General features: G+C 69.0%; 29 protein-coding genes. 15 read left to right on the forward strand and 14 right to left on the reverse strand.

What is annotated here, in order from left to right:
• The first annotated feature begins 12 nt into the window (after positions 1–12).
• From KF889_10850 to KF889_10865, 4 genes are all read left to right on the forward strand, one after another.
• Positions 13–408, forward strand: coding sequence for an Hsp20/alpha crystallin family protein (locus KF889_10850; protein ID MBX3499933.1), 396 nt, complete (start codon positions 13–15; stop codon positions 406–408).
• A 268-nt stretch (positions 409–676) separates the two neighbouring features.
• Entirely contained in the window at positions 677–889 is a 213-nt protein-coding gene (locus tag KF889_10855; GenBank protein MBX3499934.1) for a hypothetical protein, read from the forward strand.
• Entirely contained in the window at positions 882–1175 is a 294-nt protein-coding gene (locus KF889_10860) for a hypothetical protein (protein ID MBX3499935.1), read from the forward strand. Before KF889_10855 ends, KF889_10860 begins: the two co-directional genes overlap by 8 nt.
• Before the next feature lie 428 nt (positions 1176–1603).
• Positions 1604–2095: an SH3 domain-containing protein gene (locus tag KF889_10865; GenBank protein ID MBX3499936.1), complete on the forward strand. Its 492-nt coding sequence runs from the start codon at positions 1604–1606 to the stop codon at positions 2093–2095.
• 172 nt (positions 2096–2267) lie between these two features.
• Here the strand turns inward: KF889_10865 and KF889_10870 are convergent, their stop codons facing one another.
• The gene (locus tag KF889_10870; GenBank protein ID MBX3499937.1) at positions 2268–3140 is read right to left on the reverse strand and encodes a DUF2189 domain-containing protein; all 873 of its coding nucleotides are present in this window, start codon (positions 3138–3140) and stop codon (positions 2268–2270) included.
• Between the two features lie 250 nt (positions 3141–3390).
• On the opposite strand from KF889_10870, the gene KF889_10875 reads away from it, so the two are divergent.
• Positions 3391–3741 carry a DUF1801 domain-containing protein gene (locus KF889_10875; GenBank protein ID MBX3499938.1) on the forward strand — a complete coding sequence of 117 codons (351 nt, stop codon included), beginning with the start codon at positions 3391–3393 and terminating at the stop codon, positions 3739–3741.
• Positions 3742–3865: 124 nt separating this feature from the next.
• Here the strand turns inward: KF889_10875 and KF889_10880 are convergent, their stop codons facing one another.
• The 5 genes from KF889_10880 to KF889_10900 all read right to left on the reverse strand — a co-directional run bounded on the left by KF889_10880 (position 3866) and on the right by KF889_10900 (position 9779).
• Complete coding sequence (locus KF889_10880; protein ID MBX3499939.1) at positions 3866–4696, reverse strand: hypothetical protein; 831 nt, start codon at positions 4694–4696, stop codon at positions 3866–3868.
• 89 nt (positions 4697–4785) lie between these two features.
• Positions 4786–5283 carry a CarD family transcriptional regulator gene (locus KF889_10885; protein MBX3499940.1) on the reverse strand — a complete coding sequence of 166 codons (498 nt, stop codon included), beginning with the start codon at positions 5281–5283 and terminating at the stop codon, positions 4786–4788.
• Between the two features lie 598 nt (positions 5284–5881).
• Positions 5882–6217 (reverse strand): ferredoxin family protein, encoded by a 336-nt coding sequence (locus KF889_10890; protein MBX3499941.1) that lies wholly within the window; start codon positions 6215–6217, stop codon positions 5882–5884.
• Between the two features lie 132 nt (positions 6218–6349).
• Positions 6350–6604 carry an RNA-binding S4 domain-containing protein gene (locus KF889_10895; GenBank protein ID MBX3499942.1) on the reverse strand — a complete coding sequence of 85 codons (255 nt, stop codon included), beginning with the start codon at positions 6602–6604 and terminating at the stop codon, positions 6350–6352.
• A 10-nt stretch (positions 6605–6614) separates the two neighbouring features.
• Positions 6615–9779: a hypothetical protein gene (locus KF889_10900; protein MBX3499943.1), complete on the reverse strand. Its 3165-nt coding sequence runs from the start codon at positions 9777–9779 to the stop codon at positions 6615–6617.
• 96 nt (positions 9780–9875) lie between these two features.
• On the opposite strand from KF889_10900, the gene KF889_10905 reads away from it, so the two are divergent.
• Positions 9876–10541, forward strand: a complete 666-nt coding sequence (locus KF889_10905) for a nitroreductase (protein MBX3499944.1) — start codon at positions 9876–9878, stop codon at positions 10539–10541.
• A gap of 67 nt (positions 10542–10608) precedes the next feature.
• Here KF889_10905 and KF889_10910 read toward each other — a convergent pair whose 3' ends face one another.
• The gene (locus tag KF889_10910; protein MBX3499945.1) at positions 10609–11055 is read right to left on the reverse strand and encodes a flavodoxin domain-containing protein; all 447 of its coding nucleotides are present in this window, start codon (positions 11053–11055) and stop codon (positions 10609–10611) included.
• A gap of 140 nt (positions 11056–11195) precedes the next feature.
• Here KF889_10910 and KF889_10915 point away from each other — a divergent pair, with 140 nt between their 5' ends.
• From KF889_10915 to KF889_10935, 5 genes are all read left to right on the forward strand, one after another.
• Complete coding sequence (locus KF889_10915) at positions 11196–11999, forward strand: enoyl-CoA hydratase/isomerase family protein (protein MBX3499946.1); 804 nt, start codon at positions 11196–11198, stop codon at positions 11997–11999.
• 64 nt (positions 12000–12063) lie between these two features.
• Positions 12064–12396, forward strand: a complete 333-nt coding sequence (locus tag KF889_10920) for a type II toxin-antitoxin system Phd/YefM family antitoxin (GenBank protein MBX3499947.1) — start codon at positions 12064–12066, stop codon at positions 12394–12396.
• Positions 12393–12818 (forward strand): PIN domain-containing protein, encoded by a 426-nt coding sequence (locus KF889_10925; GenBank protein ID MBX3499948.1) that lies wholly within the window; start codon positions 12393–12395, stop codon positions 12816–12818. The genes KF889_10920 and KF889_10925 overlap by 4 nt, the downstream gene beginning before the upstream one ends.
• Positions 12819–12857: 39 nt before the next feature.
• Positions 12858–13808 carry an SMP-30/gluconolactonase/LRE family protein gene (locus KF889_10930; GenBank protein ID MBX3499949.1) on the forward strand — a complete coding sequence of 317 codons (951 nt, stop codon included), beginning with the start codon at positions 12858–12860 and terminating at the stop codon, positions 13806–13808.
• Entirely contained in the window at positions 13805–14428 is a 624-nt protein-coding gene (locus KF889_10935; protein MBX3499950.1) for a hypothetical protein, read from the forward strand. Before KF889_10930 ends, KF889_10935 begins: the two co-directional genes overlap by 4 nt.
• 119 nt (positions 14429–14547) lie before the next feature.
• Here KF889_10935 and KF889_10940 read toward each other — a convergent pair whose 3' ends face one another.
• Entirely contained in the window at positions 14548–15972 is a 1425-nt protein-coding gene (locus KF889_10940) for a malonyl-CoA decarboxylase family protein (protein ID MBX3499951.1), read from the reverse strand.
• A gap of 222 nt (positions 15973–16194) precedes the next feature.
• Here KF889_10940 and pcaF point away from each other — a divergent pair, with 222 nt between their 5' ends.
• Positions 16195–17397: a 3-oxoadipyl-CoA thiolase gene (pcaF, locus tag KF889_10945; GenBank protein ID MBX3499952.1), complete on the forward strand. Its 1203-nt coding sequence runs from the start codon at positions 16195–16197 to the stop codon at positions 17395–17397.
• A gap of 171 nt (positions 17398–17568) precedes the next feature.
• Here pcaF and KF889_10950 read toward each other — a convergent pair whose 3' ends face one another.
• Complete coding sequence (locus tag KF889_10950; GenBank protein ID MBX3499953.1) at positions 17569–18189, reverse strand: LysE family translocator; 621 nt, start codon at positions 18187–18189, stop codon at positions 17569–17571.
• 88 nt (positions 18190–18277) lie between these two features.
• Here KF889_10950 and KF889_10955 point away from each other — a divergent pair, with 88 nt between their 5' ends.
• Positions 18278–19573, forward strand: a complete 1296-nt coding sequence (locus KF889_10955; protein ID MBX3499954.1) for an FAD-dependent oxidoreductase — start codon at positions 18278–18280, stop codon at positions 19571–19573.
• Between the two features lie 114 nt (positions 19574–19687).
• Here KF889_10955 and KF889_10960 read toward each other — a convergent pair whose 3' ends face one another.
• The 3 genes from KF889_10960 to KF889_10970 all read right to left on the reverse strand — a co-directional run bounded on the left by KF889_10960 (position 19688) and on the right by KF889_10970 (position 21939).
• Positions 19688–20503 (reverse strand): N-acyl homoserine lactonase family protein, encoded by an 816-nt coding sequence (locus KF889_10960; GenBank protein ID MBX3499955.1) that lies wholly within the window; start codon positions 20501–20503, stop codon positions 19688–19690.
• A gap of 55 nt (positions 20504–20558) precedes the next feature.
• Positions 20559–21323 carry a DUF3883 domain-containing protein gene (locus KF889_10965; protein ID MBX3499956.1) on the reverse strand — a complete coding sequence of 255 codons (765 nt, stop codon included), beginning with the start codon at positions 21321–21323 and terminating at the stop codon, positions 20559–20561.
• Positions 21324–21402: 79 nt separating this feature from the next.
• Complete coding sequence (locus KF889_10970; protein MBX3499957.1) at positions 21403–21939, reverse strand: response regulator; 537 nt, start codon at positions 21937–21939, stop codon at positions 21403–21405.
• Between the two features lie 112 nt (positions 21940–22051).
• On the opposite strand from KF889_10970, the gene KF889_10975 reads away from it, so the two are divergent.
• Complete coding sequence (locus KF889_10975; GenBank protein ID MBX3499958.1) at positions 22052–23629, forward strand: hypothetical protein; 1578 nt, start codon at positions 22052–22054, stop codon at positions 23627–23629.
• A gap of 99 nt (positions 23630–23728) precedes the next feature.
• Here the strand turns inward: KF889_10975 and KF889_10980 are convergent, their stop codons facing one another.
• Entirely contained in the window at positions 23729–24940 is a 1212-nt protein-coding gene (locus tag KF889_10980) for a CoA transferase (protein MBX3499959.1), read from the reverse strand.
• A gap of 145 nt (positions 24941–25085) precedes the next feature.
• On the opposite strand from KF889_10980, the gene KF889_10985 reads away from it, so the two are divergent.
• Complete coding sequence (locus KF889_10985; GenBank protein ID MBX3499960.1) at positions 25086–25337, forward strand: GlsB/YeaQ/YmgE family stress response membrane protein; 252 nt, start codon at positions 25086–25088, stop codon at positions 25335–25337.
• An 11-nt stretch (positions 25338–25348) separates the two neighbouring features.
• On the opposite strand, the gene KF889_10990 is transcribed toward KF889_10985, so the two are convergent.
• Positions 25349–25906: a hypothetical protein gene (locus KF889_10990; protein ID MBX3499961.1), complete on the reverse strand. Its 558-nt coding sequence runs from the start codon at positions 25904–25906 to the stop codon at positions 25349–25351.
• Between the last annotated feature and the right edge of the window lie 35 nt (positions 25907–25941).

Consider the following 25941-nt stretch of genomic DNA (forward strand, 5'->3'; position numbering starts at 1 on the left):
CAGGAGGCAGACATGGCCAGCCAGCCGCTCGAGGTCCAGGAGAAGAAGGAGCTGGTGTCGAAGGGCGAGAAGACGACGCCGGCCCGCTACTACGTTCCCACCACCGACATCCACGAGACCGGCGACGCGCTGATCGTGACCATGGAAGTGCCCGGCGTCGATCGCGGTAGCATCGACGTCAAGGTCGAGGACGACGTCCTGCGGGTCGAGGCGCGCATCGACCCTGCCAAGTACGAGGGCATGGAGCCGCTCTACACCGAGTACAATGTCGGCCACTTCACCCGCTCGTTCTCGCTCCCGCACGTGGTCGACCAGGGCCGGATCGACGCCGCGCTCAACGATGGCGTCCTGACACTGACGCTCAACAAGGTGCAGAAGGCGCAGCCGCGGCAGATCGAGATCCGATGACGCCGGTTCCCAGCGTGACGCGCCGTTGGCCTCGCGTGCAGGCAATGACGGGAGGTGTTCACTGGTGTATTCGTACCGTTCGCCGTGGTGGGTGCAAAGGCAGCCGGGCGCCCTGCGGCATGCGGCCGATGCAAAAGCTGCTCGATGCACTGGACAGCATCACCGTTCCCTGCGCTTGATTCACCATCACCAGCATGTCTCCGCTGTTTGCAGGCGCTGGTGGCCGAGAGAGGTACGCGCGCTCCCGCCTGAAGAGCAGGAGTACGCGATGGTTGCATCCAAGGCGACTTTGCCCCTGTTCCAGGCTGCCGCGGCCGCCGGGCCGGACTGTCCTGAATGCCGAATTCCCACGATCATTGCCGGTCGCGAAGCGGTCATCGGCAAGCCCGACCGCGTGGTGCAACGCTTCCACTGCTCGAAGTGCGGGCGCGATGTCGTGCAGGAAATCGGTCGCGGCGCGGAGGAGGCTTCGGATGGCTAGGCGACAGCTGCCCGATCACGCCGCGATCGCGCTCGAGATCATCGCCGATTTCGGCCGGCGCGACATCCCGAAGAACGAGTTCCTGTTGCGCCTGCATCAGCGCGGGCTCAACGGTCGCGATGCCGGCGAGGCCATCCGGGCGTTTCAGCGGCGCGGCTGGGTGGAACTCGATGGACGTTCGCTGGTGATGACCGAGGCGGCCTTCGACGCGGCGCGGCACGGCGTTCGGGCACACGCCCCGACGCGTCGTCATCGGCAGCGCCGGGTGCCCAACCTGTTCGCCTGACCGGCGGCGCGGCACGGCAAGGGCGTCGGTCCGGCATGCACGCGTGGCACGCATGCGCGCGTGATGCGCGCGTGTCAGGCTTGCGTTGTTGCGTTGTTCCCCGTCAGCGCCGCGTTGCCAAACAACGCAATAACGCAAGCCTGACACCCACGCCCAACGCCCATGACACCATGGCCCCGACCAAGGCCACCCGGGCCGGGGCCTGACGCCCGGGCTCTGCGGGTTCCACAGGCCCGACGGTCGAGCGCTGGCCATCGGGGCTTCAGGGCGGCGCGCGTTGTGCTACGATGGCGCTCCGGATGGGAGAGACGTTCACGCTTTCGTCTCTTCGCGTCGGCCGGGCGCGCCGCTCGAGTATCGGCGGCGGCCCGCCCTTCCGGCATCACGGCAGTCCCGACTTCCCGTCACGTTCCGAGCGAGGGCCTTTAATGCGCGCTGACTTCCTTTTTCCATTGCTCAGGTTCGCCCGCATCTGTCTCGCCGGCCTCGCCGCGACCGCCCTGGTCCTGCCCGACCTTCCGGCCTCCGCCTCCGCTTCCGCCCAGGAGATGGTCAGCGTGTCGCGGGAGAAGGTCAACATGCGGGCGGGCCCCGGGACCAACCACCAGGCGACATGGATGCTCAGCAAGGGCTATCCCCTCGTGGTCATCGGCCGCGAGGGGGACTGGCTGAAGGTTCAGGACTTCGAGAAGGATGTCGGCTGGATTCTCAGGTCGCTCACCGGCGGCGTGGCGTATCACATCGTCACCGCGCGCGTGGCCAACCTGCGCGCCACGCCGAGCGAGAGCAGCCGGGTTCTCGGACAGGCGGTGTACGGCGAGACGGTCAGGACGCTCGAGAAGCGCGACAGCTGGGTCCAGGTCCAGCGCGAGAACAAGATGAAGGGCTGGATCGCGCGGCGACTCCTGTGGGGGTGGTAGGGCCGGGCGGGCCCGCGTCCGGATACAAGCGGCTCGCCTCGGACAAGGCAGGCGGTGCGCGAGCGGCGCCGGGCGAACGAGGAAATGCGCAACTCTTCTGGGAGCGCCGGCGTCCCGCCGGCTCATGATGCCGGCGGGACGCCGGCGCTCCCAGAAGAGATTCCTTGCTGCGCTAACCCACCACCTTGCGGTAGAGGTGCCAGGTCGCGTGCCCGAGCACGGGCAGCACGACGATAAGGCCCACCAGCAGGGGAATGGCGCCGATCGCGAGCGAGCCGGCGACGATCAGGCCCCACATCGCCATCGGTCCGGGATTGGCGCGCACGGCGCGAACCGAGGTGGCGACGGCGGTGCCGACGCCGACGTTGCGGTCGAGCAGCAGCGGGAAGGAGACGACGCTGATCACCATCGCCACGAGGGCGAACACGAAGCCGACGCCGCAGCCGACCGCGATCATCGTCCAGCCCGCCGGGGTCGTCAGCACATCGCGGGCGAAGACGGCGGCCGAGACCGGCGGCTCGGGCCCCAGGGTCAGGGTGTAGATGAGGTCGGCCGCGAACAGCCACAGGCAGAACAGCGCGAACAGCAGCGCGCCCAGCACCGCGATCGAGCCGATCGCCGGCGCGCGCAGCACGGCGAAGGCGTCGGCCCAGCCGGTGGCGATGCCCTTCTCGCGCCGCCGGCTCATCTCGTAGAGGCCGAGACCGAACAGCGGGCCGACGAGGGCGAAGCCCGCGACCAGCGGGAAGATCAGCGCCACCATGCCGTAGTCGACGGCCATGCGCGATATGACGAGACCGGCGATCGGATAGATGAGGCAGAGGAAGATGACGTCGGTGCGGCAGGCGCCGAAATCCCTGACGCCCCGGGCGAGCGCATCGCCGATGTCGGCGGCGTGGATGCGCCGCACCACCGGTGCCGCGGCGTCGCCGCCTTCCCAGGCGCCTTCGACCGTGTGCGCCGTCGTCTCCATCGCCTGGCCGGTGTGCTTGAGCTGATCCCAAACCCATTCGGCGGGATTGCGGATCTGGTTCTGCATGGGCATGTCTGCCTCCTCTCGAACCGGCAATTCGAGGATCGCGGCGACAAAGATCACGAACGTGCCGCGATCCACCACGCGAGGAGTCTACGCCTGTTCGGCGGCCGTGTAGAGGGGCATGAGCGCGTTCCGCGAGGGCGCGGGACGACCCATGGTGGGCCGTCCTCCCGATCGGCTTGATTCAGTCATCCAACCGGTCAACGCTGGGATATGGGCGCTTGCCTCGAACGTCACGCCAGCACAGGCCGCTCCGACCATGTTTGCCGATCACGACGCCTACATTGCCGAGGCTCCAGAAGTCCTCCGCCCGCTGCTCACTCGATTGCGCGCTCAACTTGCGCGCGCGCTGCCCGACGCCGAAGAAGTCATCGCCTATAGAATGCCAGGGTTCAGGATCGGACCATCCATCGTCGCGGGCTACGCAGCGTTCAGTAGGCAATGCGGCCTTTATGTTTCTCCTTCCGCCATCAAGTCACATGCCGACGACATTGCCGCGGCCGGGCTCAAGTCGACCAAGACTGGCGTCACCTTCTCGCCGAGCCAGCCAATCCCTGACGGGCTGGTCAAGAAGCTCGCCCTGGCTTCTCGAAGGGATCAAAGTCGCTGAGAATCCGTTCCGAGAATCACGGATGGACATATCTGCCTGGCGTATTGCCGCCCGGGATACGATCAAGGTGCCGACCGCGCGGTAGGTGGTGCCGTGGCCGACGAGAGTCGGATGCCGCTGTCGATCAAACCGCCAGCCGATCGAGTTCGCGCCCGCCGCGGTCGAGCAGCAGCGCCAGCAGCGGGCCGCCGAAGCCGCAGCCGCCATCGACGGTCACGCCCACGGCGCCGCTCACGATTCCCGGATGCGCGCGGTCGAAGCCGCGCACGGCGCGCTCGACGCCGGCGAAAGGCGCGGCGATCTGCTCGAAGGGATGCGCGGTACCCCACCAGAACGCATCGCCCTGGCGCTCGAGCGGCATGCCCGGATCGACGCCGTGGTTGACGAATAGCAGGCGGCCGTCCTCGCTGAGCGCCGCGCGCTTGACCGCGGTGTGGAGTGGCTCGTGGCCGGCATGGCCGCGCACCGCCTGGCGCAGCGCGCCGGTCCAGCGCGCCGTCATCATCGGCCCGGCGCCCGCCGCGCGCAGGCCCTCGGCGATCGCCTCGCGGCCGGCATAGGCCTCGATGGTGGCGCCCACGCCGTGATGCAGCATCCAGCGCAGCACGTCGCGCGGATTGACCGCGAAGTGCAGCTGGTCGAGCTTGCTCCACATCTCCTCCTGCGCACCGCGCAGGAAGACCACGTCGCAGGCGCGCGCGCCGGGCCGCGCCAGCACGGTACGGCGCAGCCGCAGGGCGATATCGAGGGTCGCGGCGACATCGGGAGGCTCGCCGCCGGGCGGGCCGCCGACTAGGTTGCCCATGAAAACCAAGTGGTCGCCCGGCTCCAGCCGCGCCACGATGCGCGCCGCCAGGGCGGCCAGTCGCGGCGCCACGCCGTGGACCGAGGCGATCGCCCAGATCCGCCCGCCGGCTCTCAGTCGCGCGATCGTGTCGGTGATCGTGTCGGTCATGGGCGGGATGGCACCCCCAGACGCAGGAGGGGCGGCGCGACGGGATTCCGCCGGCCGCCCCTCGGGCTTGGTCTCGCTGGGCGGCGCCCCTAGGCGGCCTGCTTCAGCACGCTCTGCAGCTTGAGCGTCGCGGCGTCCTTGTCGATGCGCTCGACGGCCGCCAGCTCGCGCGCCAGCCGGTCGAGCGCCGCCTCGTAGATCTGGCGCTCGCTGTAGGACTGGTCGGGCTGGCCGGCGTTGCGGTGCAGGTCGCGCACGACCTCGGCGATCGACACCGGGTCGCCGGAGTTGATCTTGGCCTCGTACTCCTGGGCGCGGCGGTTCCACATCGCGCGGCTCACGCGGCTGCGGCCCTTCAGCGTCACCAGGGCGGTGTCCATGATCTTGCGCGAGCTGAGCTTGCGCAGGCCCGAGGTGCGCGCCTTGGCGACCGGCACGCGCAGGGTCATGCGGTCCTGCTCGAAGGAGATCACGAACAGATCCAGCGTCTGGCCGGCGATCAGCTTGGCCTCGATATCGACCACACGGCCCACGCCGTGCGTCGGATAGACCACGAAATCACCTTTCTCGAACACGAACTCAACCATCTTCGGCTTGGCCTCGATCTTCGGCTTGGCGTCGACCCTGGGGGGCGCCTCGACGACCTTCGGCCTGGGGGTCTCCGGCCTGGACGCGGGGGGCTTGGGCTTCGACGCGACGAGTTTCACGACAGCCCTGGCGGCGGGCTTGGCCCGGGCTTGCACCCGCGCTGGCTTGGCAGCGGCCTTCTTGCGGGCGTCGGCCTTTGGCTTGGCCGCCGCCTTCCTGCTGCTCTTGGTCGGCATCTTCCGGTTCCTCGTACGATATCCCGTACGCCTCAGGGCAGCCCCCGCAGACACGCCCGCCCCGCGCCCCCTTTACGCGGTATCCGGTCGGCGGTTCCGGCTTCCGCCCCGATTCCGGCGCCTCACAGGAGGCAAAACACCCCTCTCCGCGATAAAGCGGCGTACGGGGTACCGGGATTGGGCAGAAACCAGCCTGACGACCGGGCGGCGGGGTCCCGCATGGACCTCCATCGGCGAGGGAAGTTTTACCACAAGATCGATAGGGAGTCGCGGGCAATGTTGCAGAAAAGCAACGCAATGGGCGCGTCCCGTTATGCACAGGACGCAGATCACCCACTAAAAGTGAGGGCTTGCTAGCAAATCAGCGCTTGGCCGGCTCGGGGCTGAAGAATTTGTCGAACTTGCCGTCGAGGTCCTTGAACTCGTCGGCGTCGTCCGGCTGGGTGCCCTTGCGGGTAATATTCGGCCACTTGGCGGCGTACTCGCGGTTGAGCTCGAGCCAGCGCTCGAGATCGCCGTCGGTGTCGGGCTTGATCGCGTCGACCGGGCATTCCGGCTCGCACACCCCGCAATCGATGCACTCCTCGGGGCTGATCACCAGCATGTTCTCGCCTTCGTAGAAACAGTCCACCGGACATACTTCTACGCAATCCATGTACTTGCACTTGATGCAGGCTTCGGTGACCACGTAGGCCATCGGGCCCTCCCGAAAATGCGCGATGTCGCAAAAAAGCGGGCCGTTACTAACCTTTAGGCCGGGCAGGCGCAAGGCGCGGACAGACGCAGAATTGTCCCGATCGCATGAGCGCAGCGCCGCGGCCCGTCGCGATCAGGACCCGTCGACCTCCTCGTAGAGCGTGCGCGCCTCGGTCGCCGGGCCGCGCCGCTCGCCAAGCGCCAGCACGCGGACGACCTTCACGCCGCCGCCATGCGCGAAGGTCAGCACCATGCCCGGCGCAACGGTGGCATGCGGCTTGTCGGTCGGCCGGCCGTCGATGCGGAAGGGCGTGGTCTCGACCGCGCGCGTGGCCATGGCGCGGCTGCGGTAGAACCGCGCCTGCCACAGCCACTTGTCGAGTCGCATCGCGCCGGCGCTACTTCTTGCCGAGCTTCAGTTCGAGCAGCTTGGCGAAGGGCGAATCCGATTCGGGCGTGTCGCTCTTCTTCTCGGTGGTGGCGACCAGGCGGAACTCCGGCCCGCCGGGATCGCGGCGATCGCGCGCGCCTTCACGACGTGGACCGTCGCGGCGCGGCCCATCCCGACGCGGGCCATCCTGCCTCGGCCCTTCCCGGCGCGGCTGATCGGCGCGCGCTCCGTTGGGCTGGGCGGCTTGCGCCTCGCGTGCCCGCGGCGGACGCTGCTCGCCCTCGGCCCGCGGCGGGCGCTCGCCGCGCGGCGCGCCGTCCTGCGGTCGCGGCCCGCGCTCGCCATCGCCGCGACGCTCGCGGCGACGATGGTGCTGCGGCCGGCCTTCGCGATTGTCGGGCCCGCGGCGCTCCTCGCGCTCGCGCACGAAGCGCGGCTTCATCGAGAAGCTCGGCTGCGGTCCGGTCTGCTCCGACGGCTGATGCACGCGATAGCCGAGATCGCGCAGGATCTCGGTCATCTCCTTCTCGGTGCAACCGACCAGCGACAGCATCTCGGCCGTGGCGCGGAAATGCCCGGGCTGCAGCACCGGCGCCCTGGGCTTGGCGCTTTCGTCGTATTCGATCCAGCGGCGTTCGGCCGTCGACCACGCCAGCGGCACCGGGATGGAGCCGTCGGTCTCGCGCGAGGCCAGCGCCGAGCCGTCGTCGACCGGTTCCGCCGCGGGCTCGGGCTCGGCCGCCGGCGCCGCTGTCGGCGCGGCCATGCCGGGATCCTCGCCCAGCGCCGCGGCGGCGATCATCCACTCGGTGACGACCGGCGTGTCGCTCGCCTCGCTGCGCCCGGCCCTGGGCTGACGCTTCGCCGGCGGCGGCTCGCGATCCTTGCGCTGGCCCTCGCGCGAGGCGCGCACCGCCTGGCGCGCTGCCCAGGCCAGACGCTCGACGATGTCGGCGCGGATCGCGCGCTCGCCCAGCGGCATGTAGCCGACGGCGGCGAGGAAGCCGCGATCCATTTCCGGACCCATGACCATCGACGTGCGGCCCTCGCCCGGCATCGACGGGGTCTCCTCGCGACCATTGGCGATCGCCCACAGCATGGCGCGCATGCGGATCGCCGCCGGCTTCAGCATGGTGGGGATGTAGACGGTATAGACGCCGACCCGCACGCCGACGCGCGCCAGCGCCTTGCGGTCTTCGTCGCTGACCGCCGCGATCTGCTCCTCGGCCGGCTCGCGCGCCATGGCGCCGAGCTTCTCGCTGAGTTGAAAGACCAAGCCGCGCGCCGGGCCCGAGAGTTCCGCGTCGCGCGCCGCCATCAGGTCGGGCAGGGTGGCGCGGATGCGCGCCTCGATCCAGCTCGCGCAGCGCACGCGCACCGCCTCGCGCTGCGGGCCGTCGAGCAGGTCGCTGGCGATCGGCTCGACCTTGGGCGACAGCGGATCTGGTCCCGCCATCAGGCGCGCCACGGGACCGCCGCCCCAGACGAGGCGCAGCTGCGGATCGATCGAGATCTCCTGGTCGGGCGCGGCCGAGAATTTCTCGACGCGCGCCGGGATCACGTCGCGCAGCGCCCGCATCGCCGTGGTCAGCACGGCGTTGCGCTCGGCCTCGTCCTTGGCGGTCTGGGGCGCGAAGCGGAATCCCTCGAGGCGGCCGAGCGATTCTCCCTCGACCGTGACCTCGCCGTTATCCGACACCCCCGTCATCAACTCCTCCGAAACGTTCAATCTCTTTACCAGCAAAGCGGTGCGCCGGTCGACAAAGCGTTGTGTGAGGCGCTGGTGCAGCGCATCCGACAGTCTTTCCTCGATCGCCGCCGTGCGCTCCTGCCAGTGCGGCGCGCGATCGAGCCAGCCGGCGCGATGCGAGATGTAGGTCCAGGTGCGCGTATGGGCGATGCGCGCCATCAGGGTGTCGATGTCGCCGTCGTAGCGCTCCAGCCGCTTGACGTGGCTCTCGACCCAATCCTCGGGCAGGCGCTCGGCCAGCGACGTCAGATGGCTGAAGACCTGCGCCAGCAGGGTGGCGTGCTCCTCGCTCATCGTCTTGCGGAAGTCGGGGATCTGGCAGACTTCCCACAGCAGGCGCACGCGCTGGCTCGAGCGCGCCGCGTCGGCGATATCGCGCTTGTCGGCGAGGTTCTGCAGCGCGATGTGATCCTCGCCCTCGCGCGCCTGCTGCAGCACGACATGCGCCGGCCGCGCGTTGAGCGAGGACAGCAGCGACTGCAGCGAACGGAAGTCGAGATCGCTGTTGCGCCAGTTGATGACGCGCACCGGATCGAAACGGTGGTTCTCGATCGCCTCGACGATCTCGCCGTCGAGCGGGCCGACCTCGGCGGTCGTGCCGAAGCCGCCGTCGCTCATGTGGCGGCCGGCGCGACCGGCGATCTGCGCCAGCTCGTCGGTGCGCAGGACGCGCAGGTTGCGGCCGTCGAACTTGCGCAGCCCCGCGAACCAGACATGGCCGACATCCAGATTCAGGCCCATGCCGATGGCATCGGTGGCGACCAGGTAATCGACCTCGCCGGCCTCGAACATGCCGACCTGGGCGTTGCGCGTGCGCGGGCTGAGCGCGCCCATCACGACCGCGGTGCCGCCGCGCTGGCGGCGCACCGTCTCGGCGATGGCGTAGACCTCGCTGATCGAGAAGCCGACCACCGCGGAACGGCGCGGGATGCGGCTGAGCTTCTTGGTGCCGGCGTACGACAGCTTGGAGAAGCGCGGCCGGGCGATGGTCTCGATCGAGGGAATCAGGCGCTGCAGCAGCGGCCGCATGGTGTCGGAGCCCAGCACCATGGTCTCCGACAGGCCGCGCGCATGCAGCAGACGATCGGTGAAGATGTGGCCGCGGTCGGGATCGGCCGCCATCTGGATCTCGTCGATGGCGAGGAACTGCACCGGCCGCTCGACCGGCATCGATTCGACGGTGCTGATGAAATAGCGGGCGTTGGGCGGCTGGATCTTCTCCTCGCCGGTGATCAGCGCCACCCTGGCCGCGCCGACGCGCTTGACGGCGCGGTCGTAGTTCTCGCGCGCCAGCAGGCGCAGCGGAAAGCCGATCATGCCCGACTCGTGGCCAAGCAGGCGTTCCATGGCGAGGTGGGTCTTGCCGGTGTTCGTAGGGCCCAGCACCGCCGTCAGGCGGCCCTGCGCGGGCGTCGCGTTCATGGCTCAGGATTCCAAGCGCCGTGGCGAAGCGCAAGCGCCACTGTACGCGGCCCTGGCGCTGTGTATCTTCGCCGGCAGGAAGAACGGGGTATCGTGATGAAGGTTTCCGAAGCGGTTCTCTCGCGCCGGTCGATGCGCGTGTTCAAGCCAGATGCCGTGCCGCGCGCCACCGTCGAATGGATCGTCGAGACCGCCAACCACGCGGCGTCCAACGGCAATCTGCAGCCCTGGAAGCTGTACGTGACCATGGGTGCGGCGCGCAAGCGGCTGTCGGCGGCGATCCAGAAGGCGATCGACGCCCAGGAGCCCGACACGCGCGAGTACGATGTCTATCCCAGGAACTTCCGGCCGGTGTACGACGCGCGGCGCAAGACGGTGGGCAAGCAGCTCTACACCCTGCTCAACGTGCCGCGCGGCGATTCCGCGGGCATGGAGAAGCAGTTCCGCAAGAACTACGATTTCTTCGATGCGCCGGTCGGCATGATCCTGTGCATCGAGCGCGACATGGGCGACGGCCAGTGGATCGACTGCGGCATCTTCCTCGACCAGCTGATGCTGCTGGCGCGCGAGAAGGGATTGCACACCTGCCCGCAGGCCGCCTTCGGCCGCTACCAGGCCGTGGTGCGCCGCGAGCTTTCCATTCCCGACGACCAGATCGTGCTGTGCGGCCTGGCTTTGGGCTACGCCGACGAGAACGAGCCGCCCAACAACCTGATCGCCGAACGCGCGCCGCTCGGCGACTTTGCGACGTGGTTCGAGTGACCTCTGTCATTCCGAGCGAAGCGAGGAATCTCGAGATCCCTCGCTTCGCTCGGGATGACAGGGTGCGCTAAACCAGCTTCACCCAGTCCTTCACCCAGGTCAGTGCGTCCTCGTCGGGCAACGGCTGGGTCGAGGCGTCGACCTCGAGCCGCTCGCCGATGCGCCGCGCGCCCAGCTCGGCGAGCCGCTTGTCCATCTGCTTGCCGCCGCCGCAGAACGTGTCCTGGTAGGTCATGTCGCCCAGCGCGATCACGCCGTAGCGCAGCGACGACAGGTCGGGCTTCTCGCGGCCCAGCGCCTCGTGCAGCGGGAACATGTTGCTGGGGATGTCGCCCGAGCCGTGCGTGGCGCAGACGAACAGCAGTGTGTCGTGGTCGGCGAAATCCGCCGCCGTGGTGGCCTTGTCGGTGATCTTCACCTCGTGGCCGGCGCCGGCCAGCTCGGGCTCGATCGCCTCCGCCACCATCTGCGCGTTGCCCGATTCGGTGCCGATCAGGATCAGGATGTTCGACATGGTCATCTAATTCGGTATCCCGGTACCGAATTAGCCAAGACGGGCGTCCGGCGCAAGGGGCCAAGCGGTCGCAGCGCGGAACCGGCGGTTTCACCGGTCCCGGCGGCCATGCCACTCTCCGCGGCCGAAGGAGAGATCCCATGGCCTACGAGACCCTGACCTATGCGCTTGCCGATGGCGTCGCGACCATCACCCTGAACCGGCCCGAGCGGCTCAACGCGCTGAACCCGAAGCTGGTCGAGGAGCTGATCGCCGCGCTGGGCGCGGCCGGCGCCGATTCCGACGTGCGCGCCGTGATCCTGACCGGCGCCGGGCGCGGCTTCTGCGCCGGTGCCGACATTGCGCCGAGCAAGGACGGCCCGCTGGCCGGCAACGCCCAGCAGCGGCCCGATCCGGGGCCGGGCATGGATCGTCTGTTCAACCCGCTGATCCGCTCGGTGCGCCGCCTGCAGAAGCCGGTGGTCGGCGCCATCAATGGCGTGGCGGCGGGTGGCGGGGCCGGCCTGGCGATGGCCTGCGACATCATCCTGGCGGCGCGTTCGGCGCGTTTCGACCAGGCCTTCGTGCGCATCGCGCTGGTGCCCGACATGGGCTGCACCTGGTTCCTGCCGCGCCTGGTCGGCGAGGGCAAGGCCAAGGCGCTGGCCATGCTGGGCGAGCCGGTGATGGCCGAGGACGCCGAGCGCATGGGCATGGTGTGGAAGGTCTACGACGATGCGCAGCTGATGGAGGAGGCGCGCAAGCTGGCGCTGAAGCTGGCCGCCGGCCCGACCGGCACCTACGCCGCAATCAAGCGCGCCTACGAGCAGTCGGCCGCCAATTCGCTCGACCAGCAGCTCGACGCCGAGCGCGACCTGCAGCGCCGCTGCGCCGCCAGCGAGGATCACATCGAGGGCGTCACCGCCTTCCGCGAGAAGCGCGCGCCGAAATTCGCCGGACGGTGAGCTGCTTGCCGGCGCGGAGAGGTGTCCCTAAATTGTAGTCAGATTGACTAATTCGGAGAACGCCATGGCACGCCGAGCCGGAGGCAAGAGCTGGGGGGCGGCGGAAGCAAAGTCGCACTTCAGCGAAGTTCTCGACTTGGCATTGAACGTCGGCCCGCAACGAATTACGCGCCATGGCCGCCAGATTGCGGTGCTTGTGTCGCATGAGGAATTCGAGCAGCGCATGGGGCGGCGGGGCAGTGCCGCATCGACGGAGGATAAGCCCGAGACGCTGGGCGACTTCTTTCGCCGTTCGCCGCTTTGGCGGTCAGGTCTGGACCTCTCGCGGCCGAAGGCGGTTCTGCGCGATCCGTTCGGACCTGACGCGCGCGGGATGCCGCCGAAGCGGCGGCGATGAGATATCTGCTGGATACCAGCGTCGTTTCGGAGATGGTGAAGGCGACTCCGCATCGCGGCGTCGTCGCGTGGACGAACGCGCAGCCGTTCGACACCATCCATCTCAGTGTCGTTACATTGATCGAGTTGCGCTTCGGCATCGACCGGTTGCCGCCCGGGAAACGGCGCGAAGGTTTGGCGCGCTGGCTCGACGTAGAAATTCCGGTGCAGTTCGAGGGGCGGATCGTGGAACTCGACAGCGCCGTCGCAGACGCCGTCGGTCGCCTTTGGGCCCAGGCCGTCGGCGCAGGCCGTACGCCGGACCTCGTCGACGTCGTTCTAGCCGCGACAGTGAAATGCTTCGACCTGGCGCTGGCTACCCGGAATGTCCGGGACTTCGACATCTACGGCGTCCGTGTCGTCGATCCGTGGAGCGCTGCCTAAGGCGCTGAAGAATTTGGAATAGTCAGGGGAGACAACGCCATGCAGACCAACACCGTCGAGCCGAAGTTCAAGGAGCTCGCCTCGGGCTTGAAGTTCCCCGAAGGACCGATCGCGATGCCCGACGGATCGGTGATCCTGGTCGAGATCGCGCGCCAGACGCTCACGCGCATCGCGCCTGACGGCAAGAACCACGTCATCGCCAACCTCGGCGGCGGCCCCAATGGCGCGGCGATGGGGCCGGACGGCAAGATCTACGTGACCAACAACGGCGGCTTCAACTGGATCGAGCGGCCCGACGGCCGGCTGTTCCCCGGCACGCAGCCGGCCGACTATCGGGGCGGCTCGATCCAGGTGGTCGATCCGCAGACCGGCAAGTTCGAGACGCTCTACGATTCCTGCGACGGGCGGAAGCTCAACGGCCCCAACGATCTGGTCTTCGACAGCGCGGGCGGCTTCTGGTTCACCGATCTGGGCAAGACGCGCGAGCACGACAGCGACCGCGGCGCCGTCTACTACGCCAGGGCCGACGGCTCGAAGATCGAGCAGAAGATCTTCCCGCTCGAGCGGCCCAATGGCTGCGGGCTCTCGCCCGACGACAGGACGCTCTACGTGGTCGAGACGCCGACGGCGCGCTGCTGGTCGTTCAAGCTGTCCGGTCCGGGCGAGATCGAATCGGCCAACGGTCCCTATCGCGGCGAGAAAGGCCGCGTGGTCGTCGGCCTGGGCGGCTACCAGATGTTCGACTCGATGGCGGTCGACGGCGACGGCCATATCTGCGTCGCCACCCTGATCACCGGCGCCGTGTCCGACATCTGGCCCGACGGCAGCCGCGTCGATCAGTTCAAGCTGCCCGATCCGATGGTCACCAATGTCTGCTTCGGCGGCAAGGACCTGCGCACCGCCTACGCCACCTTGTCGATGACCGGCAAGCTGGTGAGCTTCGAATGGCCGCGCGCCGGCCATGCGCTGAAGCACCTCAACCGGCCGTGATCTACACGCTGCACACCGTCACGGCGGCGCCGCGGCGCTGGCCCGAGGTGGCGCGCGTGGTGAAGGGGGAAGGCGGCGCGGCCGTGCGCGAGGCCGGCGGCGTCTTCTACGGCGTCTGGTGGGGCCTGCTCGGGCTGGCCTCGACGCAGGGCATGGTGATGTCGGCCTGGCCCGACGCCAACGAAGCGACCGCGCACGCGGGCAAGGCGCTGGCCGACTGCGCCGACATCGTCGAAACGTCCCTCGACCTGCTCGAGCCCACGGTGCGGCCGACCGAGTCGACACCGCCCGACCGTCCCGGCGTCTACGCCTTCCGCACCTTCGAGCTGGCGGAAGCGGACTGGCCCACCTTCCGCGACCTGTCGCTGGGTGTCTGGCCGACCTTCGAGCCGACCTACGATGCGCGCGTCTACGGCCTCTTCCGCAATCTCGCGGTCTCGCCGCCGCGCCGGCGCATGCTGCTGCTGACCAACTACCCGTCGATGGCGGTGTGGGAGAAGTCGCGCCTGCGCACCCTGCACACCGGCGGCGATGCCGGCGCGCCGGAGGCCAAGGCCAACCTGTCGAAGCGCCTCGACGTCACGACCTGGACGCGGGTCGTGATCGGCGTGCCGGCCTGACCTGCTTCATCGGGCGGATGTTCATGCTCTTGATTTGCTGTCATCCCGAGCGCAGCGAGGGATCCAGGGCAGCCGTAGATTCCTCGCTCCGCTCGCGATGACAGAGTGGGTGATTTAGACTAGCCTTTCGCCAGCCTCTTGACCTCGCCCGATGCCACGATCGCGCCGTCGGCGTAGGCCTCGTGGTTGGCGTCGACCTCTTCGAGGCGGTAGCGGTAGTTGACCATCAGGCCACAGCTCTGGCGCAGGCCGTTGGGCGAGGTGTCGCCCAGCCAGTTGATGCGTTCGACGCGCGCGCCGTTGCTGAGATGGAAATGCGCCACACGATCGAGCGCGCGGCCGTCCCTGCTGCCCAGCAGGTAGCGTGCGCAAAGACGGATCAGCACCGGCTTGAGCGCGATCTCGGCCGCCGGCTGCTTGGTCCAGTCTCCGCTGTTCACCAGGCGCGTGATCGCGCCGGCGCCGCGCGGCAGGTCGGGCGCGTCGGCAGGCGGCGGCGAGACCGACGCGAGATGCTCGATCTCGTCGGCCGACAGCTGCGTGTCGCCCTCGGCTGCCAGCGTCTTGAGCAGCCAGGAGCGGAAGCCGGGGACCGGCGAGAGCGTGGCGAAGCTCTTGATGTTGGGCAGGTCGCGCCCGAGCTCGGCGGCGACGCGCTTGATCAGGAAATTGCCGAAGCTGACGCCCGCCAGGCCTTCCTGGCAGTTCGAGATCGAGTAGAAGATCGCGGTGTTGGCCTCTTCAGGGTCGCGCGTAGGCGCCTTCTCGTCGAGCAGGCGATGCACGTCGCCGGCCATGCCGTCGACCAGCGCCACCTCGACGAAGATCAGCGGCTCCTCGGGCATGCGGGGGTGGAAGAAGGCGAAGCAGCGGCGATCCGAATCGAGACGGTTCTTCAGATCGCTCCAGGAATGGATGGCGTGCACCGCCTCGTAGGTGATCAGCTTCTCCAGCAGCGAGGCCGGCGTGCGCCAGTCGATGCGCCGCAGATCGAGGAAGCCGACATCGAACCAGATCGCCAGCAGGCGCCGCAGATCGTCGGCCAGCCGCGCCACGGCGGGATCGCCCCTGCCCAGCTTCAGGAGCTCGGCGCGCAGATCGACGATGAACTTCACGCCCTCGGGCAGGCCGTTGAACAGCGCCAGCAGCCGCGTCGCCGGCGTCTCCAGCGCCTCGCGCATCTCGGCCTCCGCGCTGACGCGCGCCCGGTCGTCGGCGGCCTCCTGCCAGCGTGCCACCGTGGCGGCCAGGGCATCGCGATCGAGCGCGTAGTCGCGCGCCAGGATCAGCAGGAAGCGGCGGCGACCTTCCTGTGACAACGCCAGATAGGCGGTGCCCAGCTCGGCGGCGCGGGCGCGGGCGGCGGTCTCGCCGCCCGGACCGGACAGGCAGGCCTCGATGCGGGCCCTCAGGCGCGGCAGGTCGTCGTCCGGCAGGTCGGGGCGCAGCGGGGCGCCCACCGCCTCGCGCGCGCCGGTCGCGACATCCCTGAACGTGCGCGAAACCCGGTCCAGGGCACGATCGACGAGGCCGGTGAAAGCCATGGGTTTGATCCCTCCTGCGCGCCAGGCAAATGCAGCCGCCATACTATGGCCGAGACGCGACGACGACACGATGTGGGCGACCGTCGCGGGGTCCGCAAGGAGCGCGCCACTTCCGTGCATGGCCGCCCCCGCGAAACCGCCGCCAATGAGGCTTCGACTCCGGCCGGAGCGAGTGATATCGGGGCGGTATCGCGACAGAGCCGGACCACCGGGAGCGAGATCATGACAGACGCTTTCATCTGCGACGCCGTTCGCACCCCCGTCGGCCGATACAACGGCGCGTTGGCCTCGGTTAGGGTCGACGATCTCGCGGCGTTGCCGATCAAGGCGTTGATGGAACGCAACACGGGCGTCGACTGGGGCGCGGTCGATGATGTGATCTATGGCTGCGTCAACCAGGCCGGCGAGGACAACCGCAATGTCGCGCGCATGGCCGGCCTTCTCGCCGGCCTGCCGGTCGAAGTGGCGGGCGCCACGGTGAACCGCCTCTGCGGCTCGGGCATGGAGGCCACCGGCATGGCGGCGCGCGCCGTGCGGCTGGGCGAGGCACAGGTGATGATCGCCGGCGGCGTCGAGGGCATGACCCGCTCGCCCTACGTGATGGGCAAGCCGCAATCGGCCTTCGACCGTGGCATGAAAATGGAAGACACGGTGCTGGGCTGGCGCTTCGTCAATCCGGCGATGGCCAAGTGCTACGGCGTCGACGCCATGGGCCAGACGGCCGAGAACGTCGCGCAGGAGCACCAGGTCAGCCGCGTCGACCAGGACGCCTTCGCCTATCGCAGCCAGCAGCGTTGCAAGAAGGCGACCGAGAAGGGCTTCTTCAAGAAGGAGCTGATCCCCGTCACGGTGAAGGTCGGCAAGACCGAGAAGGTCTTCGATACCGACGAGCATCCGCGCTTCGACACCACCATGGAGGGCCTGAGCAAGCTGCCGGCCGTCTTCCGGGAGGGCGGCTCGGTGACCGCCGGCAATTCCTCGGGCATCAACGACGCTGCGGCCGCCATCATCGTCGCCTCCGAGAAGGCGGCCAAGGAGTACGGGCTGAAGCCGCGCGGTCGCATCCTCGCCACGGCCTCGGCCGGCGTGCCGCCGCGCGTCATGGGCATCGGCCCGGTGCCGGCGTCGCGCAAGGCACTGCAGATCGCCGGGCTCAAGATCACCGACATGGATGTCGTCGAGCTCAACGAGGCCTTCGCCGCGCAGGGCCTGGCGGTCATGCGCCAGCTCGGCCTGCCCGACGATGCCTGCCACGTCAATCCGAATGGCGGCGCGATCGCCATCGGCCATCCGCTGGGCGCCAGCGGCGCCCGCCTGATCATGACCGCGCTCAGCCAGCTCGAGGACACCGGCGGCCGCTACGCGCTGTGCACCATGTGCATCGGCGTCGGCCAGGGCATCGCCATGGTGATCGAGCGCGTCTGATCGACACGATCTCCCTCTCCCGTCTCGCGGGAGAGCGCCGGGACGTAGCCGGCCAACTCAGGGGGCGCCGCAAGGCGCCCTCTTTTCATGTGATCTGTCATCCCGAGCGGAGCGAGGGATCCAGGGTTGGCCTGGATCCCTCGCTCCGCTCGGGATGACAGAGTGGCGATTTCACGCCCGCCTGATCATCGCCGTCATCACGCCGGCGCCGATCAGCACGCCGCCGCCGACCCGGTTGACCGCGCGGCGCACGGCGGGCTCGCGGATGGCGCCGCGCGCGCGACCGGCGAGCAGGGCGTAGAGGCCGGCGTTGAGCGCCGCCAGGCTCACGAAGGTGACGACCAGCAGCACCGCCTGCGGCGCGATCGGCGCGCCGGCATCCATGAACTGCGGCACGAAGGCGACGAAGAACAGGATGCTCTTGGGGTTGAGTGCGGTCACGGCATAGGCATGCGCCAGCATGGTCCAGGCCGGCCGGCGCTCGATCGCCGCGTCGGCTTCCGCGCCGACCGGCGCGCGCCACAGCTTGATGCCCAGCCACACCAGATAGGCCGCGCCGATCCATTTCAGCACGGTGAATAGTTCAGCGGACGCAGCGAGAAGCGCGCCGACGCCCAGCAGCGACAAGGTCATCGCCGTCAGATCGCCCAGCGCCACGCCTGCGACGATGGCCAGTGCCGCGCGCCTGCCCTCGCCCAGCGCGTAGCCGATCACCAGCGCCACGGTTGGCCCGGGAATGACCAGCACCAGCATTGCCGCCGCACAAAAGGCCAGCCACAGCTCGAATGACATTGCATGCTCCTGTCGATGGTAGCGGCACTCAAGACAGCGACATCGCTTGCCGTCAACCGACGCCTCGGCCAAGGTCGCGACCAACGCCATGATCCAATCGTCTCCCTCCATCGCCGTCGTCGGCGCCGGCCCCTCGGGCTTCTATGCCGTCGACGCGCTCAGCCGCGCGCGGCCCGACGCGCGCATCGACATCATCGACCGCCTGCCGGCGCCGTTCGGCTTGGCGCGCTACGGCGTGGCGCCCGATCACCAGGGCACCAAGGGCGTCACCCGCCAGTTCGACCGGCTGCTCGCCAAGCCCGGCGTGCGTTTTGTCGGCGGTGTCGAGCTGGGCCGCGACGTCTCGCTCGAGGAGCTGCGCGGCCTCTACGATGCGGTGCTCATCGCCACCGGGTGCGGCCGCGATCGCAGGCTGGGCATTCCCGGCGAGGACCTCGAGGGCGTCATGGGCTCGATGCGCTTCGTCGACTGGTTCAACGCCCATCCCGACGCCGTCGACCTCACCGCGACGATCGCCGAGGCGCGCCACGTCGCGGTGATCGGCAACGGCAACGTCGCCATCGACGTCGCGCGCGTCTTCGCCAAGACACAGGACGAGATGGCGAAATCCGACATCGATCCGCGCGCCCAGGCTTCCATCGCCGCCATGAAGCTGCAGACGGTGACGCTCTACGGCCGGCGCGGGCCGGCCGAGGCAAGCTTCACCATCAACGAGCTCAACGAGATGGGCCGGCTGGCGCGCGCCGTGGCGCTGGTTGATCCGGGCGACGTCGCCGATGCCGTCGCGCCCGACAGCGATCCCACGCCCGAGCGGCTGCGCAAGCAGAAGAACATCGAGAGCCTGCGCGGCTTCTCGGCCAATGTGGCGGGCGCCAGGCCGGTAGCGCTGGCCTTCCGCTTCCACCGCGCGCCGCTGGCGCTCAGCGGCGAGAACGGCCGGGTCGTCGGCATCAACTTCGCCGACGGCTCCTATGCGCCCGCCGATCTGGTGATCACCTGCATCGGCTATGATGCGATCCTGTGCGAGGGCCTGCCGGCCGAACGCGGCCGCGTCGCCAACGAGGAGGGCCGCGTGCGCGGCCTGCCGGGCGTCTACGTCGTCGGCTGGGCGCGCCGCGGCCCCAGCGGCACCATCCCGACCAATCGCGCCGACTCCTTCGCCGTTGCCGAGCGGCTGGTCGGCGATCTCGCGCCGTCGTCCAGGCCGGGACCCGCCGGCCTCGACGCCTTGCTGGCGTCACGCGGCATCGCGATCATCGACACCGCGGGCTGGCAGCGCATCGACAAAGCCGAAGGCGAGGCCGGCGCGCGCGAGGGACGGCCGCGCGTGAAGCTTGCGACCTGGGCGGCGTTGCGCGCGGCGTCGAGAGCCACGTGCGGCTAATCAAGCGGAACTGTCATCCCGAGCGCAGCGAGGGATCCAGGCGGCGTCCCTGGATCCCTCGCTGCGCTACAGGGGCCGCGGACGGCCCCGAGGATGACAGGGTGCGCGCGGCGTCTAGTCCAGCCTGACCGCCCAGCCCTTCAACGCCTCGCTCGAGGGCGGATAGCGCTCCATCACCCGCGCGTCGTGGCCGGGCACCACCATCTCGATGCGCCCGTCGGCGAGCTTCTTCAGCTTGTCGTAGCCGGCCAGCATGTCGGCGACGTTGAAGACGATGGCGAACAGCTTGTCGTCCTCGACGCCCCAGTAGTAGTGCGCCGCGTCGGAGGCGAGCACCAGCCAGCCGTTGCGCGTCCACACCCGCACCGACTGGATGCCCATGGTGTGGCCGCCGATGTGATGCACGCTCAGGCCCGGGGCGATCTCGCCGTCGCCGTCGTGGAACACGACGCGATCGCCGTAGAGATGGCGTACCATCGCCACCACCTCCTCGACCTCGTAGGCGTGGCGGAACGGCTTCTTCGTCATGTGCCGGCCGGTGACGAACTGCATCTCCTTGTCCTGCACGTGGTAGCGCGCGCTGGGGAACAGCGCCCAGCCGCCGACATGATCGTAGTGCAGGTGGGTGACGACGACGTCCTGGATGTCGTTGGGCTCGACACCGAGATCGCGCAGGGTCAGCACCGGCGAGCGCAGCATCTGGCGGCCGCGCTGGGCGCCCACCGCCTCGCTGAAGCCGGTGTCGATGACGATCGGCTGTCCGCCGACCAGGCGCCTGCCGTCCTCGCCCAGCGGGATCGCCACCCAGACGAAATAGTCCATGGGATGATCCGCGTCGTGCGGATCGGCCATGATCTGCACCTCGTGCGCCTTGCGCGGCAGATGGGCGTACTTGCAGGCGTGCACTTCGTAGGTCGGCAGGTTGGGCATCTCGTCCTCGGGTGTTTCCTCGCGCCCGCAGCCTCCCGCGACCCAAGGGGACGGGTCAACTGGTCAGCGACGCCTTGAAGACCAGCGGCTCCAGCGCCAGCACGGAGTCCAACGGCGGCCTCAGCTCGAAAAGTCGCGGTTGCTTCGAGAACTGATAGAGCCGATAGAGCCGAAACGCGTCCGGACGCTCGTCGGATAGCGTGCGCTCGTTGCGCGTCAGATAGAACGGCGTCCGTTCCATGCCTTGCGTGGTCTTCACCTCGATCAGCCGCTCGGTGCCGCGGGCGTCGAAGGAGCGGATGTCGTAGCCGGCGCCGTCGCCATCCTCCTGCGCAACCCAGCGGACCTTGCGCGCGAGATCGGGACGGTCCTGCAGCTCGAGCTGTCGGCGCTCGAAATCGTAGATCAGCTGCTCGCCGGCCTTGCCGAGCGAACGATTGCGCTCGTCGCGGAGCGCCGGATCGAACTTCCTGACCAGCCGCTCGAGGGCGGCCGGCCGAGGCCTGGCCGGCACCAGGGGCGGCGGCGCCTCAAGGTATAGTTCCGTCGACTCCGCGAGCGCCATGGCGGACTCGCGAACGAGCGGGAGCGGATCGGGCCGGCTCGTCAGGTGGCGATCGATCGCCCCGAAGATGGCGTCCTGATAGTTCGTCGCCGGCTTGTAGCCGGCGATGTCGGGCATGCCGAGCTCGCGCAGGACGGCGGAGATGTTGCGGTGCTTGAACTCGATGGAGGCCCGGGTTCGGCCGATGCGCTGGACCAGGGCCGCGTTGTGCCGCGCCTTGTTGTAGCGGTGGCCAAGCTGCTCCTCGGCCAGCATGGCGAAATAGTCGGCGACGATCGCGTCGAGCTCGTCGGCGGTCCAGTCCGTCCCGCGCTTCGACTCGTCGACCAAACTGTCAGGCCGGTGCCGGCACGGCCCCGCTGCCGTCGATCTGCCGGAGCAGGGCGCGCAGGGCGAAGGGCTTCATCAGGACCGCCTCGGCGCCCTGCTGGCGGGCGTCGCGGGCCGAATCCTGGTCGAGATGGCCGGTCATGACGATCAGGCGCGGACGCGGCGCGGCGTTGGCGCCGATCTCGCGCACCAGCTCGAGGCCATCGCCGTCCGGCAGCTTCACGTCAGTGACCACGACATCCGGCCAGGCGCTGGAATCGGCCAGGGCGCGGCGGGCGCCGCCCAGGTCGCCGGAGGTCGATACGTCGTAGCGTCGGCGGCGCAGGAATTCGGCGATCTCCTCGAGGATGCCGACCTCATCCTCGACAACCAGTATTTTCAGCGCATTAGCCGACATAGACGGTCCCCAGACCACATCCCGCACCGGTTTGGCCGGCGTCCGCCCCTTATCTATCACATCCCGGGCCATTCCGCAGAGGGAGTGCGGAAGCTTTTCACTGACCATGTCGATTTGGATGCGATCTGATTTGCCGACCGGCATGGGGCTTTCGTACGTAGCTGTGATAAATTCCGTGGATAATTTGGCCCGTGGCCGCCAGGGACAAATGAACCTAGCTGGTTATTTCACCATCGGTTTGGACACTGCCCAGGCCATGCCGGCGACGTTCCGGCCATCGCTTGTCGTCCTGTCCTTCCTGATCGCTTCGTTCGGCGCCTTCACGTTCCTGCGCTTCGCCGGCCGGCTGAGCGAGATGCGCTCCCTGCGCGGCCTGTGGCTTGTCGCCGGCTCGGTGACCATGGGCGTCGGCATCTGGTCGATGCACTTCATCGGCATGCTGGCGCACGACCTGCCGGTGCCGGTGTCCTACGATCCGCTGATCACGGCGGCCTCGGCATTGCCGGCCATGCTCGCCGCCGCCATCGCCCTGCACCTGATCTCGCGCCCGACCCTGTCGACCGGCCGCCTGCTGCTCGGCGGCGTGCTGATGGGTGCCGGCATCGGCGTCATGCACTACACCGGCATGGCGGCGATGCGGCTCGACGGCATCGTGCGCTACGAGCCGACGCTGTTCGCCGCCTCGATCGTGGTCGCGGTGGCGCTGGCGATCGTGGCGCTGAAGGTCCGCTTCTGGGTCATCAAGGACAACGGCGAGGGCACGGTCTGGCAGGAGACGGGCGCGGCGCTGATCCTGGGCTTCGCCGTCACCGCCATGCACTACACGGCGATGGCCTCGACCTATTGCTTCGCCGTGCCGGGCAGCGGCCGCGGCGTCGACGACCTCGATCCCGGCGTCTTCGGCACGGTGACCACCATCATCACAGTGCTGCTGATCCTGCTGGCGCTGGCGATCGTGATCTTCGACCGCAAGGTGCGCCAGGAGATCGCGCTGCGGCAGGAGGCGGCCGATCGCGTGCTGAGCACCAGCCAGCAGCTGGCACAGTCGCAGAAGATGGAGGTCGTCGGCCAGCTTACCGGCGGCATCGCGCACGACTTCAACAACCTGCTCGCCGTGATCAGCATGAAGATGGAAGGGCTGATCGACGAGCTGCCGCCCGATTCACCCTACCTGCCGAAGATCAACGCCGCCCTGGCCGCGGCCGAGCGCGGCGGCGCCCTGGTGGCGCGCATGATGGCGTTCTCGCGCCGCCGTCCGCAGGATGCGGTCCGCACCGACATCGCGGGACTGCTGGCCGAGTTCAAGGACCTGCTGGCGACGGCGGTGCCGCGCACCGTCAAGCTGTCGGTCGAGATCGAGCCTGGGCTGCGCGAATCGGTGATCGACCGCACCGGGCTCGAGACCTCGATCCTCAACCTTGTCGTCAACGCGCGCGACGCCATGCCCAATGGCGGCAGCCTGCGCGTCAGCGCCCGCAATCGCGGCCTGGGCGCCGGCGATCCGGTGCTGCCTTCGGACATGCGGCCCGGCGACTGGGTCGTCGTCGCCGTCGTCGACACCGGCAGCGGCATGTCGCCCGAGATCCAGGCCAAGGTGTTCCAGCCGTTCTTCACCACCAAGCCGGTCGGCAAGGGCACCGGCCTGGGAATGGCAATGGTGCGCGACTTCGTGCGCCACGCCGGCGGCTTCGTGACTCTCCAGAGCGAGAGCGGACGCGGCACGACGATCTCGCTCTATCTGCCGGCGGCGCCGGTCATTGTCGCGGCCAGGGACGAGGCAAGCGTGCTGCGAGCGGCATCCCCTGCGCTGACGCCCTCGCTGCGCTCGAGCTGATCCTCACTGTCATCCCGAGCGCAGCGAGGGATCTACCACGCGCCTGGATCCCTCGCTGCGCTCGGGATGACAGGTGGGTCCGATTGACCGCTCGATGCTCTAGCCGACGACGCCCCGGGCCTTCATCGCCGCGATCTCGGCGTCACCGTAGCCCGCTTCCTTCAGGATCTCGGCGCTGTGCTCGCCCACGGCCGGCGGCTTGCCGGCGCGGCGCGGCTGCGCGAAGCCCAGGCGGATCGGATTGTTCAGCGTGCGCGCGATGCCCTCGCCGTCGCAGGGCACGACGATGCCCGCGTGCGTCGCCTGCTCGTCGTCGGGCACGTCGATCACCCGGCCGATCTCGCCGAACGGCACGCCGATGCGGCTCAGCACGTCCGACCAGTACGCCCAGTCGCGCTTCAGGATTTCAGCTTCGATCATCTGCAGCAGGGCCACGGCGTTGGTGCGCCGCGCGGCGCGGTCGACGAAGCGCGGATCGCCGATCCATTCCTCGTGGCCCAGCGCGCGGGCGATGTTGGGCCAGTGCTTCTCCTCGGGATTGGCGATCAGCAGGAACCAGCGGCCGTCCCTGGTGACGTACTGCTGGCCCAGCGCCGACCTTGCCCGCTCGCGCGGTGGGCGCGGCGGCAGGGTGGCGCCGATCATCGCCGCCTGGGTGAGCGTGCCGTTGGACCACGCGCCGTTGGCATAAAGCGACGTGCCGACCCAGCCGCCCTTGCCGGTGCGCTCGCGGCGGAACAGGCCGATCATGATCGCCGAGACGATGGTCATGGCGGTGGCGCGATCGCCCTGGGCCGGCAGCGAGAAATGCGGCGGCTGGCCCTCGTAGCGCGCCGCGTCGAGGATGCCGGAGCGCGCGAAGAAGGCGGTAACGTCGAAGCCCGGCCGATCGCGGTCGGGTCCGCTCTCGCCGTAGCCGGTGAGTGAGAAGTAGATCAGGCGCGGATTGACCGGCTCGATATCCTCCCAGCCGAGCTTCAGCCGCTCGCGCACCGGCGGCGGGAAGTTGATGAGCATCACGTCGGCCTGGGCGACCAGGCGCAGCAATGCGGCGCGGCCCTCGGGTGCCTTCAGGTCGATCGCCAGCGAGCGCTTGTTGCGCGCGTCGAGCTGCCACGTGAAGTTGACGTTGGCCTGCGGGTAGCTGGTGTTGCGCCAGCTCTGGCGATGCGGGTCGCCCGCGCCCGGCGGCTCGATCTTGATGACGTCGGCGCCCCAGTCGCCCAGCACCACGGCGGCGGCGGGCGCGGCGATGAAGGAGCTGACATCGAGCACCCTGAGGCCCTGCAGCGGGAGCGCTTCATCGGTCACTGCGTTGATCTCCGTCGCATCGCGTTTGCTTGACGCGACTGTAGCCGTGCCCGCGGCGGGCGGGCCACGCGATCCTGTCACGGAAGCGATGCGCCGGACGCGGGATGATAGGGTGAGCCGTCGGCGGGACCGACCGGAGGAAGGCATGGATCTCGGCGCGCTTCTGATCACGATCGTCATCGGCTTCTTCGTCGGTCTGGTGGCGCGCCTCCTGACGCCGGGGCGGGACGTCGGCGGCTTCATCGCCACCACGGTCGTGGGCGTGGTGGGCTCGATCATCGCCACCTATGGCGGCCAGGCGCTCAACATCTACCGCCCCGGCCAGACGGCGGGGTTCTTCGGCGCCGTGCTCGGCGCGATCGTGCTCCTGGTGCTGCTGCGCCTGATCCGGCGCTAGATCGGCGCCCGTCATTCAGGGCGCAGAGAGGGATCCAGGGAAGACGCCCGGATCCCTCGCTGCGCTCGGGACGATACCGTGTGGTCGGCGCGATAGAGGAAGTACCGGTCCTTCGGCACGCCCTCGGGCTCCGGCAGCCGTACCCAGCGCGCGACGTCGAGCGGCTGGTTGGCGACGACATAGCCGCCGGACGCCAGCAGCCGGTCGAGCGCCGGACCCAGCCAATGGCCCAGCTCGGTGTTGGCAGCGTGATCGCCGGTCCCGAGGTCGGAGTGGATCAGCGCCGCCTTGCCCTCGAGCCGGCGGCAGGCCGCCGTCGTGGTCTCGCGCGCATCACCCAGGAACAGCAGCGCGTCGGGCGGTATGCAATCGGGGTGCGCACGCACCTCGCGCTCGAAGACATGGATGGCGCGGCCGGGGAAGAGCTCGCGCAGATGATCGTAGGTGCGGCCGTTGCCGAGGCCGATCTCGAGGATCGGTCCCGGCAATGCGCGGACCAGGGGCGCCACGTGATTCAGGCAATCGCGCTGCGCCTGCATGCGGCGGATGAAGGAGTCGAGGCGGCTCATGGGCTCTTGATGGGTGCTGCGGCGGCCCGCCGGCC

The organism is Alphaproteobacteria bacterium (assembly GCA_019635875.1).
Lineage (GTDB): Bacteria > Pseudomonadota > Alphaproteobacteria > Reyranellales > Reyranellaceae > JAFAZJ01.